The following is a 19,149-nucleotide window of genomic DNA, read 5'->3' as shown; positions in this document are numbered from 1 at the left end:
CTTATTCACAACAATAAAACGATTGTTTTACGCGTGTAATCCTTTTGAAAGTATAAAAGATGTCCTGTAATAAAACAAGCGTTATCCACAAATTGTGGACAACGCTAATAAAGAAGTGGATAAGTATGTGTATAAACTGCACTTATCCAGACGCTTTTTTCATCAAAACGGCTCCTTCTGTTTGCCGCGATTCACAGAAGTGATCAGAAGAAAACAGCTCCTCCGGTACACTCTCAGCTCTTTCAAAACCCATGGCCGTCAGAAAGTCCGCAGAGGAATGCTGATTTGCTACTAGGTACACGGTTTTGATCTGATGCTTTTCGCACAGCACCTCCATGCTTTGAAAAAGCGTGACGATATGGCCTTGGTGAAGCTTGTCCGATATGACAAGTGATCGCAGCAGCCCCTGGTCACAGCTTATTTTTTCAATACCGAGGCATCCGGCAATGTTTTTCTCACTGTCCTCCAGCATAAGAAATTGAGTGAAGCCTTCTTTCACGCCTTCATAGCTGGTTTTTGCCTGTTTTAAAAATGCCTCGAGCACATCTCCGTCTTTTTCCCTTGCCACCCGCAGTTGATAAAACATCCGTTCACCCCGTTTTTGCGTTCTTTCTTCCAATCTATGAGGCAAATCTATTTTTAGACCAGATGATTAGGAAAAAAGGTCGGAAATCCATTCGACTAAAAAGAATTTCACTTCTGTGCCGTCTTCTTTTTCTTCGTTCTCTTCTTTTTTGGCTTTTTCCGCTTTAGCGGTTACGTCCTCAAGCACTTTTTCAGTCTGCTTTTTTGAGGCTTCTTTATCTTCTTGTTCTTTGACGGCTTCCCCGTTAGAAAAATCGAGAAAGCAGAGGGGCGGGAACAGCACACACCACCAGTTGGCGCCGTCTCCGTTTCCAAGCGTAATCAAAATCGCTTCATACTCACCAGCGGGATATACCATGTTGCCGTAAAGCTTTGTCGGAAATGAAATTTTGTCAAAATCAACGGATATCGACTGATTCGCTCCTTCTTTCTCCATTGTTTCCTTTGCAATTGCTTTGATTTCAGGCAGCTTTGAACGAATCACGCGACGCGCTTCTTCAATAGAAGTAATATCCTTTACCCAAGTTGTGATTTCTTTATTCACCGCGTCTCTTATATGACGTTTTAATTGCTGATCTTGGTCACTATCGCTATTTGCCAATATTCTCAAACGAATCGCCTGATCCGGTATGACCACCGGCTGATTTTCCGATTTCTGTGCCGTCTCTTCTTTTGCCAGCCCTACGAGCGCTCCAGATAGTAAAAGAAAGATATATATACAAATGATTACTGTTTTTTTCATCGGTCCCCACCGTTCCTCTCCGTGCTTTGTTTCTAGACCTATTATGGACAAGGAGAGCCGGGGGTAAACGTGCAGGGTGAAAAAAATCTAGCAAGCTGTTAATCTTATTTATGGTACGATAGTGTTTTAGGAGGTTTAAGATGAAATACAATTATACAGTGCTTTTATCAGCATTCACGATGTCCGTTCTTTATTCAGTAATTTATATTCATTCATTTATCATTGCCGCTCTCATCACAATGGCATTTTATTTTCTGTTTCCTTATTTGATCTTCGCACTGCCGCTTCAAATCATGATGAATAAAAAGCCGAAACGGTTCAGCCCTTTGTATCTGCTGTATTACCTTGCCGCTGCTTTTATTGCCAACGCGATCATTTTCGGCGTGCTTCAGCCTTCGGGACAATCTTTGTTTCAAAATACAGCCTTCTATCTTTTTGCTGTATTAACAGCTCTTATCTATTGGATATGGGACTCTGTTTTACTGCAAAAAAAGGAAGCCTAAGAGGCTTCCTTTTTTATTAAAACAAAATCGTCAGCAAATAACATAGAATGGAAGGTATCGCCGCAACAAAGAAAGCGGCCGCCATTTTCATGCGAGATGTACGGCCTTCTTTGGTTTCTGAATGGTAGTTTGCCCGCTGATCGCTTCCGCTTACAGCCAAACCCGATGTAATGATCGCGAGCCCCACTAAAACGAGAGACGCAACGCCAAAAATCGCTTCATATGAAAGAGACTGCGGAAAAATGGTGCCAATCATACTCTCAATCGCAATGAGCAGGATTCCTGCTGTCAGGGCCTTTTTCATGTTTACATCCCCTTTGCTGGTGTTAAACAGCTTGATCCATCCACTCGCCAGCAAGCTGCTTATTTATTTTTATGAATCAGAGCGCATATGGTTCTGTCTTTTCCATTAATATCTTTCAGCACTTCCACTTCCGCTCCCTTAAACGCCTTGAGGATCAGGTCTTTGACCGCCGCTCCCTGTTTCCATCCGATTTCAAAAACGACAAATACTTTATCCTTCATGACAAGCGGAATGTCTTCCATAAACCGCTTATAAAATTTCAGCCCGTCTCCGCCATCGGTGAGAGCGTGCAGCGGCTCATGAAAACGGACAATTTCCGATAGATCAGCCATTTCTTCCTCTGAAATATATGGCGGGTTTGAGACAATGATATCCGCTTTTTTTCCCGCCTTAATAAAAGGCTCAAGCAGATCGCCCTGATAAAAGCGTACATTCACTCCGAGTTTTTCTGCATTGGCAGAGGCGACTTGCAGCGCCTCTTTTGAAATATCGACCGCCGACACAGAAAAGCTTTGGTTTTCAAGCGCAAGCGTGACGGCTATTGCGCCGCTCCCTGTACCAACGTCAACAACTTCGAGCTTGCCGTCTTCAGAAAAGACACTCCGATATTTTTCAAGCAAATGAAAGACAACTTCTTCAGTTTCCGGCCGCGGGATCAGCACATCATCATTCACCATAAATTCCCGTCCATAAAAAAACTCTTTTCCTATAATGTATTGAACCGGCACGCCCTCTTTATGCATCTCAACGTGACGCTTAAAGCGATACAGTTCGTCTTCACCAATCGGTTCCTGTAAGCTTGCGAGCAGTTTGCTTCTCTCCATTCCGGTATCATAAAGCAATAGGAGCTCGGCAGCATTTTCTTCTCTTCCCGCTTCGGTTAAATAAGAAGAAGCCCATTTCAGGGCTTCGAATATCGTCTTCATCTTAACCTTCCGACTGCTGAAGCTTGCTTGCCTGATCTTCAACAATCAGCGCTTCAACCACTTCGTCAAGTTTTCCTTCAAGAATCTGATCAAGCTTTTGAATCGTCAAACCGATTCTGTGATCCGTCACACGGTTTTGCGGGAAGTTGTATGTGCGGATACGTTCAGAGCGGTCACCAGATCCGACTGCTGATTTCCGTGTTTGATCATATTCAGCCTGGGCTTCCTGCTGAAATTTATCATAGATTCTGGCACGGAGAACCTTCATTGCTTTTTCTTTGTTCTTAATTTGAGATTTTTCATCCTGGCATGATACAACAACACCTGTCGGCAAGTGAGTCAGACGAACCGCAGACATTGTTGTGTTAACGCTTTGTCCGCCCGGTCCGCTTGAAGCAAACGTATCGACACGGATATCCTTCTCATGGATGTCAACCTCTACCTCTTCTGCCTCAGGAAGACATGCTACTGTTGCAGTGGATGTATGGATGCGTCCGCCTGATTCTGTTTCCGGAACACGCTGTACGCGGTGGGCGCCGTTTTCATATTTGAGTTTAGAATACGCGCCGCTTCCCGTAATCATAAAGATGATCTCTTTGTAGCCGCCTGTTCCGGTTACATTCGCTTCCATGACCTCTGTCTTCCAGCCCTGAAGCTCGGCATAACGGGAATACATTCTGTACAGGTTGCCCGCGAATAAAGCGGCTTCCTCGCCTCCCGCGGCTCCGCGGATCTCCATAATAACGTTTTTATCATCATTAGGATCTTTCGGGATCAAGAGCACTTTCAGGCGTTCGGACAGTGTTTCCGTTTCCTTCTGAAGTTCAGAAATCTCTTCCTTCACCATGTCGCGCATCTCAGCATCCAGCTTCTCTTCAAGCATCGCTTTTGCATCAGCCAGCTGTTCTGACGCATCTCTGTATTGTCTATATACGTCAACTGTTTCTTGTATATCAGATTGCTCTTTTGAATATTCTCTTAGCTTTTTCGGATCGTTGACTACTTCTGGATCGCTTAAAAGCTCATTTAATTTCTCGTATCGTTCTTCAATTGATTTTAAACGGTCTAACACGGTCTTCACCTCTGTTTTCCTGTGCGTAACATTCTCATTATAGTATAGTGATTAACCCCAGTCAAAAGCATTTCAATCCCAGCTGGAAAAGCTCCCTCTGCTATACTGGAATTCGAGGAGGGATGATGTTGCTGAAATCCATACATCATATTGCAATCATATGTTCAGATTACGAAAAGTCGAAAGCTTTCTACGTACATAAGCTTGGTTTTCAGGTGATTCAAGAAACGTACCGCGAAGAGCGCGGCTCCTATAAGCTTGATTTGTCGCTTAACGGCTCGTATGTCATTGAGCTGTTCTCGTTTCCCGATCCACCCGAACGACAAACCCGGCCTGAAGCCGCAGGCCTGCGCCACCTCGCCTTTACAGTCGGCAGCTTGGATAAAGCGGTTCAGGAGCTTCATGAAAAAGGAATCGAAACAGAGCCAATCAGAACAGATCCGCTGACCGGCAAGCGTTTCACCTTCTTTTTTGATCCTGACCGACTTCCATTAGAACTGTATGAACAATAACAGTTTTTGAAGAAAAAAAGGAGATACCCACTTTCTTTGCCGAATCTTTTCTTGTTTTGTCTAACGGGAAGGGAACCTCATTCTATGGTCGAATACCTAGCTTAAAAGGAGGTATGGGATCATGAATACAAATATGGTAGCAAGTGAACTCGGCGTCTCCGCAAAAACGGTGCAGCGGTGGGTAAAGCAGCTGAATCTTCCGGCCGAACGCAATGAGCTCGGACACTATTCGTTCTCGGCAGAAGACGTGAAGGTTCTAAAATCCGTTCAAAAACAAATCTCTGAAGGCACGGCGATTCAGGATATTCATCTGCCGAAAAGCGCTAAAAAGCGCACAGGCTTCCTTGTCCAAAAAACAAATAGCGACACAGAACGAAGAATCGAGCAGCTTGAACAAAAGCTGGACAGCCTTTTACAGCAAAGGCAGGACGAAAGCGAATTGATGGCAAGGTTGTCGGAACTGGAACGCCAGCTGAAACAAAAAGCCGATGAAGGTGTATCTTACCAGCTGCTTCAGCACCGCAGAGAAATCGATGATATTCTTGCAGATCTGCAATCACTGACCTCACAAATGAAAGAATTCACCGCTCAGCCGACCCCCGAGACCGCTGCTGCTTCTGAAACAACCAAAACAAGAAAAAAACCGCTGCTGTCACTGTTCAAATTTCAAACCTAAAGCAAAAAGCTCCCGTAAAGGGAGCTTTTTTTGTTACGCAGTAAGCGCGATAATGATTGGAAGTGAAATCAATGACAGAATCGCACTGACCACAAACGCAGTTGCAGTTTCTTCTTCTTGTTTCTCGAAACGAGTCGCAATCATGGCTGCAACGGCAGAACCAGGGAATGCAACAAGAAGGATTGCTTTTGTTGTTTGGTCAGCCGGAAGTCCGATAGCAAGAGCAATCAAGAACATTAATGCAGGCTGAACCGCAACTTTTAGTAACGCAATACCGATAGCCGGCATACTGAGTTTAATTTTACGAATACCAACGGTAACACCGACAGCAAAGAGAGCAACACCAGATGTTGTGCTTCCAAGCTGATCAAGCATTTTAACACCCAGCTCAGGAAGAGTGAAATTGAAAACCAGCACCAAGATCATACTGATTAACGGAGCAGCTGCAAGCGGCTCACAAAGACCATGCAGGATTGATTTTCCTGTCATCTTCCAGAAGCTGTCGCCACTCTCTTCGTTTTTCTTAGAAGACTCACCAACAGTAGCGATAATGATCGCGAGCGGATCAAGAATCGCGTTAACCACGATACCTGTGACCGCGATCGGAATCGCAACTTCATTCGCTCCGAATAAGCTTCCCAATACCGGGATACCCATAAATGCGAATGTCGGCTGTGCAGAGTTCAAAGAAAATACAGATGAGTTCGTTAAATCATACTTGAATATAAATCTGCAAACCAAAAGAATGATGATATAGAAACCAACAATCCCAATAATTAAAGAAATCATTAAAGGTACTTGTGATAAAAATTCACTTCTGGAAGTTGTCAAAATACCAGCGATAAAGTGAGCTGGAAGTGCGTATTTCGTTACTAACGTACTTACCCCTTTTGCCGACTTGGCATCATAACTTCCAAAATGTCCTGCAAACCAACCCAGCACGATAACAAAGAAGATCGGCGCCAGGAGGATTAAGATATCTAAGATGCTCAAAATATTCTCCTCCAAATCCTATGTCCGTATACTTTAGCTTTACAAAAAGCTTTCCCTCGGACGAAAAATTTACTCGCTAATTATTTCGCGATGACTTTTTTGTATTCAGGTGTCCACATTGCTTCAAGTACCGCTTGTTTCACATCTTCAGGCTGACGATTTGCCACGCCGTCTTTAATTGCTGCTTCAGCAACGGCAATCGCAACTTGGATAGAAACCTCTTGAAGCTTATCAATGCTTGGAAGCAATCCTGCTCCAGGTGTTTCAAGATCAACCATTTCAGCAATCGCATCAGCAGTTGCAGCAAACATAGCAGGTGTAATGATTCGCGCTTCAGCTACAATTGAACCAAGTCCAAGACCAGGGAATGCGAATGCGTTGTTAGATTGTCCGATTTCATAAGAAACACCGTTGTATTCTACATTGTCAAATGGGCTTCCTGTTGCAATAAGCACTTTTCCGTCAGTCCATTTGAACAGATCTTCAGGAACAGCTTCAGCAAGGTGAGTCGGGTTAGACATCGGCATGATAACCGGACGGTCAACGTGAGATGCCATTTCTTTTACAATTTCCTCTGTGAATGCACCTGAAACCCCTGAAGTACCAATTAAGATCGTTGGTTTCGCTTGACGAACCACTTCATCGAATGGAATTTGACCTTTTTCGTCGCGCTTCCAGTCTTTCACTTCATCCGCATTGCGAAGGTAAGGTTTTTGGAAATCAAGGATGCCTTCGATGTCTTCAGTCAGCAAGCCTCTGTAATCAAGTGTGTAGAAACGTTTGTTAGCTTCTTCTTCAGATAATCCGGCTAGCACCATTGTGTCACGGATTTGGTCAGCAATACCGATACCAGCAGAACCAGCACCGAAGATAACAACACGCTGATCTTTAATAGAAGCGCCGGTTTTCTTCATAGCGGCAAGCACACCTGCAAGTGTAATCGCGCCAGTACCTTGAATATCATCATTAAATGTCAGGATTTCATGATTGTATTTTTTCATGATGTTGCGTGCATTTTTGTTGCCAAGGTCTTCCCAGTGAAGAAGCGCTTTAGGGAAGAATTTCAATGCAGCTTTTACATAAGCGTCAATGAAAGCTTCGTAGCGTTCACCTTGAACACGTTCATGCTTGTTACCAATATATAAAGGATCGTTTAGAAGTTTTTCGTTGTTCGTACCGACATCAAGCACAACCGGGATAACACGGCTAGGGTCAATACCGGCTGCAGCAGTGTAAACAGCCAATTTACCGATTGCGATATTAATACCGCCTACACCCCAGTCACCGATACCGAGAATGCTTTCGGAGTCAGTAGCAACGATAAGATCAATATCGCCTGCTGTCGCATGAAGGTTTTCAAACGCTTTTTCAATACCGTCAATGTTATCAATTGACAAGTAGATTCCTTGAGGTCTTCTATATTCATGGCTGTATTCCTGAATTGCTTCACCAACTGTTGGCGTGTACACAACAGGAAGCATTTCGCGAAGATGGTTTTTCAGCAATTTATAGAAAAGAACTTCGTTACGGTTTGCAAGATCACTTAAGTAAACATTTTGACGAAGGCGGTCAGGCTGCGCTTGGAATTGCTCGTACGCGCGTTGTGCTTGTTGATCAAGAGAAAGTACAGTTGGCGGCAGAAGCCCTTCTAAGCCGAGTTCTTGTCTTTCTTCTAGTGAAAAAGCAACGCCTTTATTTAAAGTAGGAATAGATAAAACTTCTTTTCCTCTAAGAGTTGTTTCTAAGTGGCCTTCTTTCGTTTTTTTTATGTTATTCAAGCAAATCTCCTTCTTTCTTGAAATAGTTAACCAAGTTAAGTAATAACCCATCTAAAATATGACCGATCATGATCTTTATGCGACTTTGTGACAATTATTCGAACAATGTCTCAAAACTATTTACATTACGTAAGCTATTGTATGCCTGTCAAAATCAAAATTCAAGGGAAGAAAATTACTTAATTTTTTAATATACTTAATTAAATTTTTTAATTGGATATTATCAGAATATAAAAAAAACACCGGTGTTTTAGCCGGTGCATTCTATCTTTATACCCATGTTTTGGACTATTTTTTAGATTTACCTGGGACTTCGTGATGATGTCTGCATCTTGCTTCATATGATTCAGATGCACCAACCAAAATGACCGGATCATCGTAAGAAGCAGGTTTGCCGTCAATGAGGCGCTGTGTTCTGCTCGCCGGTGATCCGCAAACAGAACAGACGGCTTGCAGCTTTGTCACACTTTCCGCAATCGCCATGATATTCGGGACGACACCGAACGGCTCTCCCCTAAAATCCATATCAAGGCCTGCTGCTATCACACGGTAGCCTTTATCGGCAAGAGATGATAAAACCTCAACAATTTCCTGATCAAAAAACTGCACTTCATCAACCGCAATCACATCTGTACTTTCACTGATGTGATCCCAAATGTCCGCAGCAGACGAAATGGCATAGCTCGTCATCGATGTTCCATTATGGGAGACAACAGCAGCTTCGCTGTATCGGTTATCAATTACAGGCTTAAATACCCTGACTTCCTGCTTGGCGTAAGTCGCTCTCTTCACTCTTCTGATCAGCTCTTCAGATTTCCCCGAGAACATGCTGCCGCAAATCAGCTCAAGCCACCCGCTTTGTTTCATTATGTACATGGGCTTCGCTCCCCTCTCTCTGCCAGCTGTGTTTTAAACAATATAAAAAACAGGCAAGACTGCTGCTTGCCTGTTGAGAAATCTATTATTACTTAAGACCGTATTTTTTGTTAAAGCGATCAACACGACCATCAGCAGAAGCGAATTTTTGACGGCCAGTGTAGAATGGGTGGCATTCAGAGCAAATCTCAACGCGTACCTCTTCTTTTACTGAGCCTGTTTCAAATTCATTTCCGCAAGCGCATTTAACTGTTGCTTTTTTGAAATTAGGATGAATTCCTGCTTTCATTGTATCCATCTCCTTCCGCCCTGAATCCCGTGTGGAAACAGAGTTATTATTTCGGAGCATTGTCCGAAACGCATATGAGAAAATTATATCAGTGATTTACTTCTTTTGCAAATACAATTTACCTTCTTGCAGATGATAGATTTGCCTGTTTCCATTCTTGATTGAGAATATCGAAAAATTCCTGGTTTGTTTTGGTTTTTTTCATTTTTCTCATGAACTTTTCTGCGAAATCAGGTGAATCAGACATCGTTTTGCGGATAGACCATAAACGATCTAGATGCTCTTTAGGCACAAGCAGCTCTTCTTTGCGCGTTCCTGAACGGCGGATATCGATAGCAGGGAAGATGCGGCGCTCGGCAAGAGAGCGGTCAAGGTGAAGCTCCATGTTGCCTGTTCCCTTGAATTCTTCATAAATGACATCATCCATACGTGAACCAGTATCAACCAGAGCCGTAGCAAGGATGGTTAAGCTGCCGCCCTCTTCGATATTTCTCGCAGCGCCGAAGAAACGTTTCGGACGGTGGAACGCCGCTGGGTCAATCCCCCCGGAAAGCGTTCTTCCGCTCGGCGGAATCACTAAGTTGTAGGCGCGGGCAAGCCGTGTGATGCTGTCCATCAGGATAATGACGTCTTTTTTGTGTTCCACGAGACGCATTGCACGTTCAAGCACAAGCTCGGCCACTTTGATATGGTTTTCCGGCACTTCATCAAACGTTGAGCTGACGACATCCCCAGCTACAGAACGCTCGATATCGGTTACTTCCTCAGGTCTTTCGTCAATTAAAAGCACGATCAGCTCTGCTTCAGGCTGGTTCGCTGTAATGCTGTTGGCAATTTCCTTCAGCAGCATCGTTTTTCCGGCTTTCGGCGGCGCAACAATCAATCCGCGCTGTCCAAATCCGACCGGCGCCATCATGTCCATAATTCTTGTAGACAAGAAGTTCGGCTTTGTTTCAAGCACCATTTGGCGATCTGGATAAAGTGGCGTAAGAGCCGGGAAATGCACACGCTCTTTTGCAGATTCGGGATCATCCCCATTTACTGCTTCAACGTGCAAAAGTCCATAGTAACGCTCATTTTCTTTTGGCGGGCGAACCTTGCCTGATACTTTGTCTCCGTTCCGCAAATCGAAACGGCGGATTTGTGAAGCTGAGATGTAAATGTCTTCTGAGCTTGGAGAGTAGTTGATCGGTCTCAGGAAGCCGAAACCTTCAGACTGGATGATCTCAAGAACGCCTTCCATAAACAGCAGATCTTCCTGTTCTGCATTCGCTTTCAGAATGGCGAAAATGAGTTCTTTTTTTGTCAGTTTGCTGTAATAGGAGATTTTATAATGTCTTGCAAGTTCATAAAGCTCTTTCAATTTCATATTTTCCAAAGAGGAAATAGATACGTCTTTCATAAAAACACCACGCTTTTCATAGTCAATATCTTACTCTGAACATGTCATCTGCTGCTTTTGCACAACATCCGCCAAAGCACATTCTTTTTTTAACATAAAGGAACTTCTATCGGTAACACTTCCACCCATGATCGGCGCTTTTGTTAAAAGGATTGTCTTAATGAGTTTTGAAGGAAGCGAGGACAAAAACATGAGAAGATCAATACTTATATCGTCTGTATGCGGTAGAAATTGAAACTTTCCTAGTGCTTAAAAGAAGGTATTACGCAGTAAAATTCGCAGCACTCTTTATTTTTACCTTATTTCAAAAAATTATTCAACTGAAATAAGGTTTTGACACGGAATTGATAGAGTTGACGCTTTTCTGCAAAAGTTAAAGCGGGCTCACACCCGCTTTTTCTGTTTGTTATGGACGGATTACAAGATTTGGTTTCTTTTTCAAGCTGTGTCTGCCGTCAACGAAACGGACAGTACCTGATTTTGCACGGATAACTAAGCTTTCAGTTGTACCGACAGAGCCTTTGAATTGAACTCCTTTTAACAGCTCGCCGTCAGTAACCCCTGTAGCTGCAAAAATCGCGTCATCACCCTTCACAAGGTCTTCCATGCGAAGGACTTTGCTTAAATCAAGGCCCATTTTGTGACAGCGTGTGATTTCTTCTTCGCTTTGCGGAAGAAGTTTACCAATGATTTCTCCGCCGAGTGCTTTTAGCGCAACAGCGGAAAGCACACCCTCAGGAGCGCCGCCTGATCCGAACAGAATATCAACGCCCGTGTGGTCGAAAGCCGTGTTGATGGCGCCTGCGACATCGCCGTCATTGATCAATTTGATTCTGGCGCCGGCCTCACGAAGCTCGGAAATGATTTTTTCGTGTCTTTCACGGTTTAAAATTGTGGCAACGACGTCCTCAACGTCCTTATTTTTCGCTTTTGCCACCGCTTTAAGGTTGTCAATGACAGGTGCTTCGATGTCAATGCAGCCCACCGCTTCCGGACCGACTGCGATTTTTTGCATATACATGTCAGGAGCATTCAGAAGCGTGCCATGGTCTGCGACTGCGATAACCGTCAGCGCGTTCCAGCCGCCGCTTGCTAAAATGTTTGTGCCTTCAAGAGGGTCAACTGCGACATCAACGCGAGGGCCGTACCCGTTTCCGAGTTTTTCCCCGATATACAGCATCGGCGCTTCGTCCATTTCCCCTTCACCGATTACAACGGTCCCTTTCATCGGCACTGTATCAAAAACGTCTCTCATTGCACTTGTTGCCGCTTCATCAGCCTCATCTTTTTTTCCCCGGCCCATCCATCTTGCTGATGCCAATGCCGCAGCTTCGGTCACACGTACCAATTCCATTGATAAACTTCTTTCCATTTCAACACGATCTCCTCTCACAAGAAACCATTATGAATTTTGAAGCTGTTCTATTTCTTCGTCAGTCATTCTTTCACGCCAAATTGTCGCTCCAAGCCCCTCAAGCTTCTTCTCAAGGCTGCTGTATCCGCGGTCAATATGCTCCAGTCCCGTAATTTCCGTGACGCCATCAGCCATCAGTCCGGCTACCACCAAGCAGGCTCCGGCACGCAGATCACTCGCCTTCACTTTTGCGCCTTGAAGCTCGACAGGACCTGTGATGATGGCAGATCTGCCTTCTACTTTCATATTGGCACCCATTCGTCTCAGCTCATCAATGTGCTTGAATCTTGCTGAGTAGATGGTGTCTGTGACGACACTCGTCCCTTTCGCCCTTGTCAGGAGCGCCGTCATCGGCTGCTGTAAATCAGTCGGAAACCCCGGGTATACGAGGGTTTTGACGTCAACCGGCTTTAAGTTCTTCTGCCCGCCGACAATGAGAAGCTGGTCGTCGCTTGTTTCGATATGATAGCCCATTTCTCTCAGCTTTGCCGTTAACGACTCTAGATGAGTGGGAATGACGTTATCGATAATGACTTCCTTGCCCATTGCAGCCCCTGCAATCATAAATGTCCCGGCCTCAATTCTGTCCGGAATGATCGTATGCTTGCAGCCGTGCAGTTCCTTCACGCCGTCGATTCGAATCACATTGGTGCCCGCACCTTTGATTTTGGCGCCCATGCTGGTAAGCAATGTCGCGACGTCAATGATCTCAGGCTCCTTGGCAGCGTTTTCGATGATCGTTTTCCCTTCTGCCAAAACAGCGGCGAGCATAATGTTAATCGTTGCCCCAACGCTTACGACATCTAAATAAATCCGTGCGCCTCTGAGCCTTTCAGCTCGCAAATAAATGGCGCCTTGTTCATTGGTTACTTCAGCTCCGAGTGCTTCAAAGCCTTTGATATGCTGATCAATCGGACGGGGCCCTAAGTGACAGCCGCCAGGCAATCCAATGACCGCCTGCTTGAAGCGGCCGAGCATCGCCCCCATTAAATAATATGACGCGCGAAGCTTTTTTACTTTCCCGTTAGGAAGCGGCATGCTGATCATCGACGTAGGATCAACAACCATTTCCCCATTCTCAAAATGCACGTTTCCGCCGATTTCCTTTAACAGGTCACGCAGCGTTTCAATATCTGAAATCTCTGGAAGCCCTTCAATTGTCACCTCGGAATTTGCCAAAATGGTTGCAGGTATTAACGCAACAGCGCTGTTTTTAGCGCCGCTGATATGTACTGTACCGTTTAACGAGTCACCGCCGGCAATATTCAACTTTTCCATGATAGTCTCCTTCCATAAGAAGATAGCTGCGGAGCTAAATAAAATGTCATTTTATTCTGTCTCTGCAAATAAAGCTCATGTCCAAAATCTAGCCAATTCGAAGAGAAAGAATACAACACATTGTAAAATATCAGGAAGAAAATAGCGAAGCTTTGGGGGTACAGGTTTCAAAAGATGCACAGAGACCCGCCGGCTCGAGAGACATCGTCGTCATCCGGCAAAAGCAGTACGCATACCCTTCATTCCGATATCAGCTTCTGCAGCCCAATGATTCCTTCTCTGTAAAGCGGCGTCAGCATCTGAAGATCCGCTGTATCAGGTCGGTGAAATACAAAGGCCGCGGCAAACAGGCATAAAGCTGTTTGCCGCCCCTTTCATTATTTGTTCCAGTCTGCCAGGAATTGTTCGATTCCTTTGTCTGTTAACGGGTGTTTAGTGAGCGCATGAATGACTTTCAGCGGCATTGTGCCGATATGAGCCCCTCTAAGAGCAGCTTCTGTCACGTGCTGCGGATGGCGGATTGACGCTGCAATGATTTGCGTGTCAAGCCCGTGAATGTCAAAAATCTGTTTAACTTCTGAAATCAGGTCAAGCCCGTTGTGGCCGATGTCATCTAAACGTCCCAGGAATGGAGATACATATGTTGCCCCCGCTCTGGCAGCAAGAAGCGCCTGGTTGGCATTGAAGATCAATGTAACGTTTGTTTTGATGCCTAAGTCAGTAAGTGCTCTTACCGCTTTTAAACCGTCAGACGTCATTGGGATTTTCACCGTAATGTTCGGAGCGATCTTCGCCAGTTCTTTTCCTTCCTCGATCATTTCCTCAGCTTTCAAAGAAATAACCTCTGCGCTTACAGACCCTTTCACGACGTCTGTGATCTCGCGAAGACGGTCGTGGAATGATACGTTAGCTTCCTTTGCTACTAAACTAGGATTCGTCGTTACACCGGCGAGAATTCCTAATTCATTCGCTTCTCTAATTTCATCGATATTGGCTGTATCAACAAAGAATAACATTTTCAAAAAGCCTCCCTGATTAAGAAATTTTCTGAACTGCGAATATGATTGCGCTTTCTAAAGATAGACGGAAAACCGCCTGTCAAGCTGTCAGGCGGCTATAAAAAGTTCCAATTGAATTAAGCTTGGTTTGAAGAACCAAATTCACGCATTTTACCGATAACTGTTTCTTTGATCGCTTCACGAGCTGGTCCAAGGTATTTACGTGGATCGTACTCGTCAGGCTTAGCTGCCAATGTTTCGCGAACAGCTTTTGCAGAAGAAATTTGGTTTTCAGTATTCACGTTGATTTTAGCTGTACCAAGTGAAATTGATTTTTTGATGTCAGCAGTCGGAATTCCAGTACCGCCGTGAAGAACTAGCGGAAGACCAGTTGATTTTCCAATCTCTTCCATTTCTTTGAAGCCAAGGTTTGGCTCACCTTTGTAAGGGCCGTGAACAGAACCTAATGCAGGTGCAAGGCAGTCGATGCCAGTGCGCTCAACAAGCTCTTGGCACTCTTTAGGGTCAGCGTAGATTACGCCTTCAGCGATAACGTCATCTTCTTGTCCGCCTACTGTTCCAAGCTCAGCTTCTACAGATACTCCGTGGAAATGAGCAAGCTCAACAACTTTAGCAGTTGTTGCTACGTTTTCTTCAAATGGATGGTGAGAAGCGTCGATCATTACAGATGTGAAACCTGCATGAATCGCTTTCGCACAAGATTCAAAGCTTGAACCGTGGTCTAAGTGAATCGCAACAGGAACTGTCACTTTGTACTCTTCCATAAGTGCTTTTACCATAGCAACGACTGTTTTGAAGCCGCCCATGTAGCGTCCCGCACCTTCGGAAACACCAAGGATCACTGGAGATTTTTCTTCTTCAGCTGCTTGTAAAATCGCTTGAGTAAACTCAAGGTTGTTTAAGTTAAATTGTCCTACAGCATACCCTTTTTCTTTAGCTGTATTCAACATTTCCGTCATAGAAACTAAAGGCATGTCGAATGTCCTCCTTATGTAGCCTGATTGTCTTCTAGCGAAAAAAGCTTTCCACCCTAGCATGACCCATATATTGCTGTCATATGTAAATACTCAGATCGCTTTTTCTCCATAACTAGGATACCAACTTTTCGACAAATCGGCAACATAATGACATGATTCATTTGTTTCTTCTTTTTGTCAGTTAGACTTCAGGGGCAGATATTTTTTGACGGCGTCTCTGATTTCGTCGATGTCAAACGGCTTGGCAAAGTGCGTCAGAGCGCCCAATTCCTTCGATTCTTGGATCATGTCGAGCTCTCCGTATGCCGTCATGATAATGACCCGGATGTTTTCGTCAATGACCTTCATCCGTTTTAAGATTTCGATTCCGTCCATGCCGGGAATTTTCATGTCCAAAAGCACAAGGTCGGGCCGTTCTTTTGTCACAATGTCAAGCGCCTGCAGGCCGTTCGCAGCCTGAAACGTCTGGTAGCCTTCTTTATTGAACACTTCATTTAGCAAAATACGAATGCCGTATTGATCATCAACGATTAAAATTTTTTCATTCATCATTTTACACCCCAATATTATGATTTTCGTCAAAAGTAAGCAGTATTGTATGTATTCTGTTTGATTTTCCTATTTCCTTTAATTATAATAGTCTACTTTACGACATTTTCTGAGCATTTTCTCTTTTGTTGTATACTGATATTGTACGTTATAAAGGAGGATTCACTTATGTTGAAAATATTCACGACGCAGTTAACAGGTATTTTTTCCCGCATTCAGGATAAGGAATCTGACGCGATTGAAGATGGGGCGCGGCTGCTTGCTCAAGCGGTGATCAGCGGGCATTCCATTTATTTATACGGAGCGAATGAGCTTCAGGGCGTCTTTTATGAGGCCACCGAAAGCAAAGAACCCTTCCCATCTGTCAAAGCCTTTCCAGAAAGCGCTGAGGAAGTGACAGAAAGCGACAGGGTGCTGATGTTTTGCTCAGGGACGGGCACAGCCGAAGAACAGGCGCTCGCAAAAGAGCTTTATGAAAAAGGTGCGGGAGTCGTATGCGTATCGCCCGCAGCCAAAGACAGTACGGGATTAGAACAGTATTGTGATGTGCATATTGATTCTAAATTAAAAATGCCGCTTGTTCCCGATGAAGACGGCACCCGTTACGGGTTTCCCTCTTTAATGACAGCACTGTATGTCTATCACGCTTTATCGTTTACACTAAAAGAAATTCTGCAAGAGTATGCATAATATCTTATTGTACATGCTGGAACTTACCGGAAACAAATAAAAAAGACTTGCCCGCTTTTGACAAACGGCAAGTCTTTTTTATTACTTCTGATTTGCAGCTTCGACAGACGCTCCGATAAAGCCTTTGAATAGAGGCTGAGGTCTTGTCGGTCTTGACTTGAACTCTGGGTGGAACTGAGAAGCCACGAACCAAGGGTGGTCTTTCAGCTCGATGATTTCAACAAGGCGTCCATCAGGGCTTGTGCCTGAGAATACGAAGCCTTGCTCTTCCATTTGCTGTCTGAATTCATTGTTAAACTCATAGCGGTGGCGGTGGCGCTCGTACACCACTTCATCCTGATACACTTCAAAGGCTTTCGTACCTTCTTCTAGCTTACAAGGGTAAAGGCCGAGACGAAGCGTTCCTCCGAGATCCTCAACATCCTTTTGTTCAGGAAGAAGATCAATGATCGGGTATTGAGTTGACGGATCAATTTCCGCTGAGTGAGCGCCTTTTAAGCCCAATACGTTTCGTGCGTATTCAATAGACGCCACCTGCATGCCCAAGCAAATGCCCAAGAACGGAATGTTGTTTTCGCGCGCGTATTTTGTCGCGACGATTTTGCCTTCAACACCGCGGTCTCCGAATCCGCCCGGCACAATGATGCCGTCTGTTCCGCTTGTGAGTTCTGCGATATTGTTTTCTGTCACTTCTTCTGCGTTGATCCACTTCACTTTTACATCTGTATCAAACGCATAGCCCGCATGGCGGAGAGACTCGACAACAGAAATGTATGCGTCAGGAAGCTCAACGTATTTGCCGACAAGGCCGATTGTAATCGTTTGAGACAGATTGCTGACTTTGTTAACAAGCTCTTTCCACTCGGACATTTCCGCTTCTTTGCAAGCCAATTTCATGTGCTCGCAAACAAGCTTATCAAGCCCTTGTTTTTGAAGCTCCAGCGGAATGGAGTAAAGGTTGTCCGCATCTTCACATTCAATAACCGCTTTTGTATCGATGTCGCAGAAAAGCGCGATTTTATCTTTCATATCTTGAGAAATCGGCATTTCTGTACGAACGACGATGATGTTTGGCTGAATGCCCAAGCTGCGCAATTCTTTTACGCTGTGCTGTGTCGGTTTTGTTTTTAATTCGCCAGCAGCTTTAATGTAAGGTACAAGCGTACAGTGGATGTACATTACGTTTTCACGGCCGATGTCGCTCTTCATTTGGCGGATTGCTTCAAGGAATGGCAGTGATTCGATGTCTCCGACAGTACCGCCGATTTCTGTAATAACAACATCTGCGTTTGTCTCTTTCCCTGCGCGGTAAACACGGTCTTTCAATTCGTTTGTGATGTGCGGGATGACCTGTACGGTTCCGCCAAGGTAATCTCCGCGGCGTTCTTTTTTAAGAACTGTTGAATAGATTTTACCTGTTGTCACGTTGCTGAATTTATTCAGGTTAATGTCGATAAAACGCTCATAGTGACCAAGGTCCAAGTCTGTTTCAGCGCCGTCATCCGTTACGAATACTTCACCGTGCTGGTACGGGCTCATTGTTCCCGGGTCAACGTTGATGTATGGATCGAATTTCTGAATCGTCACGTTCAGTCCGCGGTTTTTCAGCAAACGCCCTAATGAAGCTGCTACAATACCCTTTCCAAGTGAGGATACAACTCCCCCGGTTACAAAAATATATTTCGTCATTTCGTTTGCTCCTCTCTTCGCTCTTAGCTACATTTTTAAAATGTACTATTTTATAAAAAATCATTTAGCCTTTTAAATGATTTATAAGAAAAATGAGGGGTGAAAATAAGAAAGCTCCCTTTCAATTTCTTGAAAGGGAGCATAACGTACTATGTTCTCTCTTCGTTTTTGAAGAGCCCAAAATACATACTACATAGTTCGACTATGAAAGTCAAGATCGTTTTGAAGATGAAATCTGATACTATTTAATTTCCTCTTCTTCATCATCATAGTCTTCATCATCTTCATCAATAATATCTTCTTCGATCTCAAGATCATCGTCGTCTTCATCAAGATCTTCTTCGTCAAAATCGTCGGCTTCAAGATCGAGTTCTTCCTCAACTTCATCCAAATCAAGGTCGTCTTCGTCGATCTCTTCAAACTCGTCAAGATCAAGATCTTCTTCGACTGCTTTCTTCGCTTTTTTCTTTTTCGCCTTGACTGTAGGCTGAGTTTCTTCATCAAGCTGATCATACGGATACCAGCTGCGAAGCCCCCACGTCTGGTCAGAAAGCGCCAGGAAGCGGCCGTCAATGTTTAAATCTGTATAAAATTGAGCGATGCGGTCTCCAAGCTCTTCTTTTTTCACGCCGAGCAAAGATGCGATTTCATTTAAAAGCTCCTGAAACAGAACTGGTTTTTTATGTTCTTCAAATAATTCGTGAGCGATTTCAACTAAAGCCATTTCCTTTAGCTCTTCCTGTGAATATTGTTTGATACCCAAGGTCGGACACTCCCTTTCTATTACTTATATGTATCTGTTTTATCAATAATGTAAGCGATTTTGTATCGTTCTTATACAAACCATACCTCTCATTATAAACAAAATAAAACAG

22 protein-coding genes are annotated in these 19,149 nt (G+C 44.2%); 4 read left to right on the top strand and 18 right to left on the bottom strand.

What is annotated here, in order from left to right; translation table 11 throughout:
- Positions 1-142 precede the first annotated feature (142 nt).
- The gene (locus ACQVGT_RS02170) at positions 143-586 is read right to left on the bottom strand and encodes a GNAT family N-acetyltransferase (protein WP_003244265.1); all 444 of its coding nucleotides are present in this window, start codon (positions 584-586) and stop codon (positions 143-145) included.
- Positions 587-652: 66 nt separating this feature from the next.
- Positions 653-1,327 (bottom strand): stage II sporulation protein R, encoded by a 675-nt coding sequence (gene spoIIR, locus ACQVGT_RS02165; protein WP_003227654.1) that lies wholly within the window; start codon positions 1,325-1,327, stop codon positions 653-655.
- 140 nt (positions 1,328-1,467) lie between these two features.
- Here spoIIR and ACQVGT_RS02160 point away from each other — a divergent pair, with 140 nt between their 5' ends.
- Positions 1,468-1,830 (top strand): UPF0715 family protein, encoded by a 363-nt coding sequence (locus ACQVGT_RS02160; protein WP_014478265.1) that lies wholly within the window; start codon positions 1,468-1,470, stop codon positions 1,828-1,830.
- A gap of 16 nt (positions 1,831-1,846) precedes the next feature.
- On the opposite strand, the gene ACQVGT_RS02155 is transcribed toward ACQVGT_RS02160, so the two are convergent.
- Genes ACQVGT_RS02155 through prfA form a run of 3 tightly spaced genes read right to left on the bottom strand, consistent with a single transcriptional unit; the run spans position 1,847 to position 4,132 of the window.
- Positions 1,847-2,134 carry a DUF5316 family protein gene (locus ACQVGT_RS02155; RefSeq protein WP_015483822.1) on the bottom strand — a complete coding sequence of 96 codons (288 nt, stop codon included), beginning with the start codon at positions 2,132-2,134 and terminating at the stop codon, positions 1,847-1,849.
- Positions 2,135-2,193: 59 nt separating this feature from the next.
- Positions 2,194-3,060, bottom strand: a complete 867-nt coding sequence (gene prmC / locus ACQVGT_RS02150) for a peptide chain release factor N(5)-glutamine methyltransferase (RefSeq protein WP_015384901.1) — start codon at positions 3,058-3,060, stop codon at positions 2,194-2,196.
- A gap of 1 nt (position 3,061) precedes the next feature.
- Positions 3,062-4,132, bottom strand: a complete 1,071-nt coding sequence (gene prfA / locus ACQVGT_RS02145) for a peptide chain release factor 1 (RefSeq protein WP_003227645.1) — start codon at positions 4,130-4,132, stop codon at positions 3,062-3,064.
- Positions 4,133-4,257: 125 nt separating this feature from the next.
- Here prfA and gloA2 point away from each other — a divergent pair, with 125 nt between their 5' ends.
- Together gloA2 and racA are read left to right on the top strand one after the other, a co-directional pair.
- Positions 4,258-4,644 (top strand): SMU1112c/YaeR family gloxylase I-like metalloprotein, encoded by a 387-nt coding sequence (gene gloA2, locus ACQVGT_RS02140; RefSeq protein ID WP_041520071.1) that lies wholly within the window; start codon positions 4,258-4,260, stop codon positions 4,642-4,644.
- Between the two features lie 121 nt (positions 4,645-4,765).
- Positions 4,766-5,320 carry a chromosome-anchoring protein RacA gene (racA, locus tag ACQVGT_RS02135; RefSeq protein ID WP_015384903.1) on the top strand — a complete coding sequence of 185 codons (555 nt, stop codon included), beginning with the start codon at positions 4,766-4,768 and terminating at the stop codon, positions 5,318-5,320.
- A 33-nt stretch (positions 5,321-5,353) separates the two neighbouring features.
- On the opposite strand, the gene ACQVGT_RS02130 is transcribed toward racA, so the two are convergent.
- The 11 genes from ACQVGT_RS02130 to spo0F all read right to left on the bottom strand — a co-directional run bounded on the left by ACQVGT_RS02130 (position 5,354) and on the right by spo0F (position 15,898).
- Entirely contained in the window at positions 5,354-6,313 is a 960-nt protein-coding gene (locus ACQVGT_RS02130; RefSeq protein ID WP_003242497.1) for an AEC family transporter, read from the bottom strand.
- Between the two features lie 80 nt (positions 6,314-6,393).
- The gene (gene malS / locus ACQVGT_RS02125) at positions 6,394-8,091 is read right to left on the bottom strand and encodes an oxaloacetate-decarboxylating malate dehydrogenase (protein WP_015384905.1); all 1,698 of its coding nucleotides are present in this window, start codon (positions 8,089-8,091) and stop codon (positions 6,394-6,396) included.
- A gap of 288 nt (positions 8,092-8,379) precedes the next feature.
- Positions 8,380-8,967, bottom strand: a complete 588-nt coding sequence (locus ACQVGT_RS02120; RefSeq protein WP_014478269.1) for a thymidine kinase — start codon at positions 8,965-8,967, stop codon at positions 8,380-8,382.
- An 88-nt stretch (positions 8,968-9,055) separates the two neighbouring features.
- Positions 9,056-9,256, bottom strand: a complete 201-nt coding sequence (rpmE, locus tag ACQVGT_RS02115) for a 50S ribosomal protein L31 (protein ID WP_003151132.1) — start codon at positions 9,254-9,256, stop codon at positions 9,056-9,058.
- Between the two features lie 118 nt (positions 9,257-9,374).
- Positions 9,375-10,658 (bottom strand): transcription termination factor Rho, encoded by a 1,284-nt coding sequence (gene rho / locus ACQVGT_RS02110; RefSeq protein ID WP_003221939.1) that lies wholly within the window; start codon positions 10,656-10,658, stop codon positions 9,375-9,377.
- 30 nt (positions 10,659-10,688) lie between these two features.
- Entirely contained in the window at positions 10,689-10,850 is a 162-nt protein-coding gene (locus ACQVGT_RS02105; RefSeq protein WP_003227632.1) for a hypothetical protein, read from the bottom strand.
- 214 nt (positions 10,851-11,064) lie between these two features.
- A complete protein-coding gene (gene glpX, locus ACQVGT_RS02100; RefSeq protein ID WP_014481197.1) occupies positions 11,065-12,030 on the bottom strand; it encodes a class II fructose-bisphosphatase in 966 nt (321 codons plus the stop codon).
- A gap of 30 nt (positions 12,031-12,060) precedes the next feature.
- Positions 12,061-13,350, bottom strand: coding sequence for a UDP-N-acetylglucosamine 1-carboxyvinyltransferase (gene murA / locus ACQVGT_RS02095; RefSeq protein WP_003227628.1), 1,290 nt, complete (start codon positions 13,348-13,350; stop codon positions 12,061-12,063).
- A gap of 377 nt (positions 13,351-13,727) precedes the next feature.
- Complete coding sequence (gene fsa / locus ACQVGT_RS02090) at positions 13,728-14,366, bottom strand: fructose-6-phosphate aldolase (protein WP_003227626.1); 639 nt, start codon at positions 14,364-14,366, stop codon at positions 13,728-13,730.
- A 119-nt stretch (positions 14,367-14,485) separates the two neighbouring features.
- On the bottom strand, positions 14,486-15,343 hold the full coding sequence (locus ACQVGT_RS02085; RefSeq protein WP_003243339.1) for a class II fructose-bisphosphate aldolase: 858 nt from the start codon (positions 15,341-15,343) through the stop codon (positions 14,486-14,488).
- Positions 15,344-15,523: 180 nt separating this feature from the next.
- A complete protein-coding gene (spo0F, locus tag ACQVGT_RS02080) occupies positions 15,524-15,898 on the bottom strand; it encodes a sporulation initiation phosphotransferase Spo0F (protein ID WP_003227621.1) in 375 nt (124 codons plus the stop codon).
- 165 nt (positions 15,899-16,063) lie between these two features.
- Between spo0F and ACQVGT_RS02075 the strand changes: the two genes are divergently transcribed.
- Entirely contained in the window at positions 16,064-16,585 is a 522-nt protein-coding gene (locus ACQVGT_RS02075; RefSeq protein ID WP_015384907.1) for a DUF2529 domain-containing protein, read from the top strand.
- A gap of 81 nt (positions 16,586-16,666) precedes the next feature.
- On the opposite strand, the gene pyrG is transcribed toward ACQVGT_RS02075, so the two are convergent.
- Both pyrG and rpoE read right to left on the bottom strand, forming a co-directional pair.
- Entirely contained in the window at positions 16,667-18,274 is a 1,608-nt protein-coding gene (gene pyrG, locus ACQVGT_RS02070) for a glutamine hydrolyzing CTP synthase (protein WP_003227612.1), read from the bottom strand.
- Between the two features lie 241 nt (positions 18,275-18,515).
- Entirely contained in the window at positions 18,516-19,037 is a 522-nt protein-coding gene (rpoE, locus tag ACQVGT_RS02065) for a DNA-directed RNA polymerase subunit delta (protein WP_015384908.1), read from the bottom strand.
- Positions 19,038-19,149: the final 112 nt, after the last annotated feature.

Source organism: Bacillus sp. SCT118, from assembly GCF_058566435.1.
Note: the sequence above shows the minus strand (reverse complement) of the source record. Positions and strands in the feature narration are given on the sequence as shown.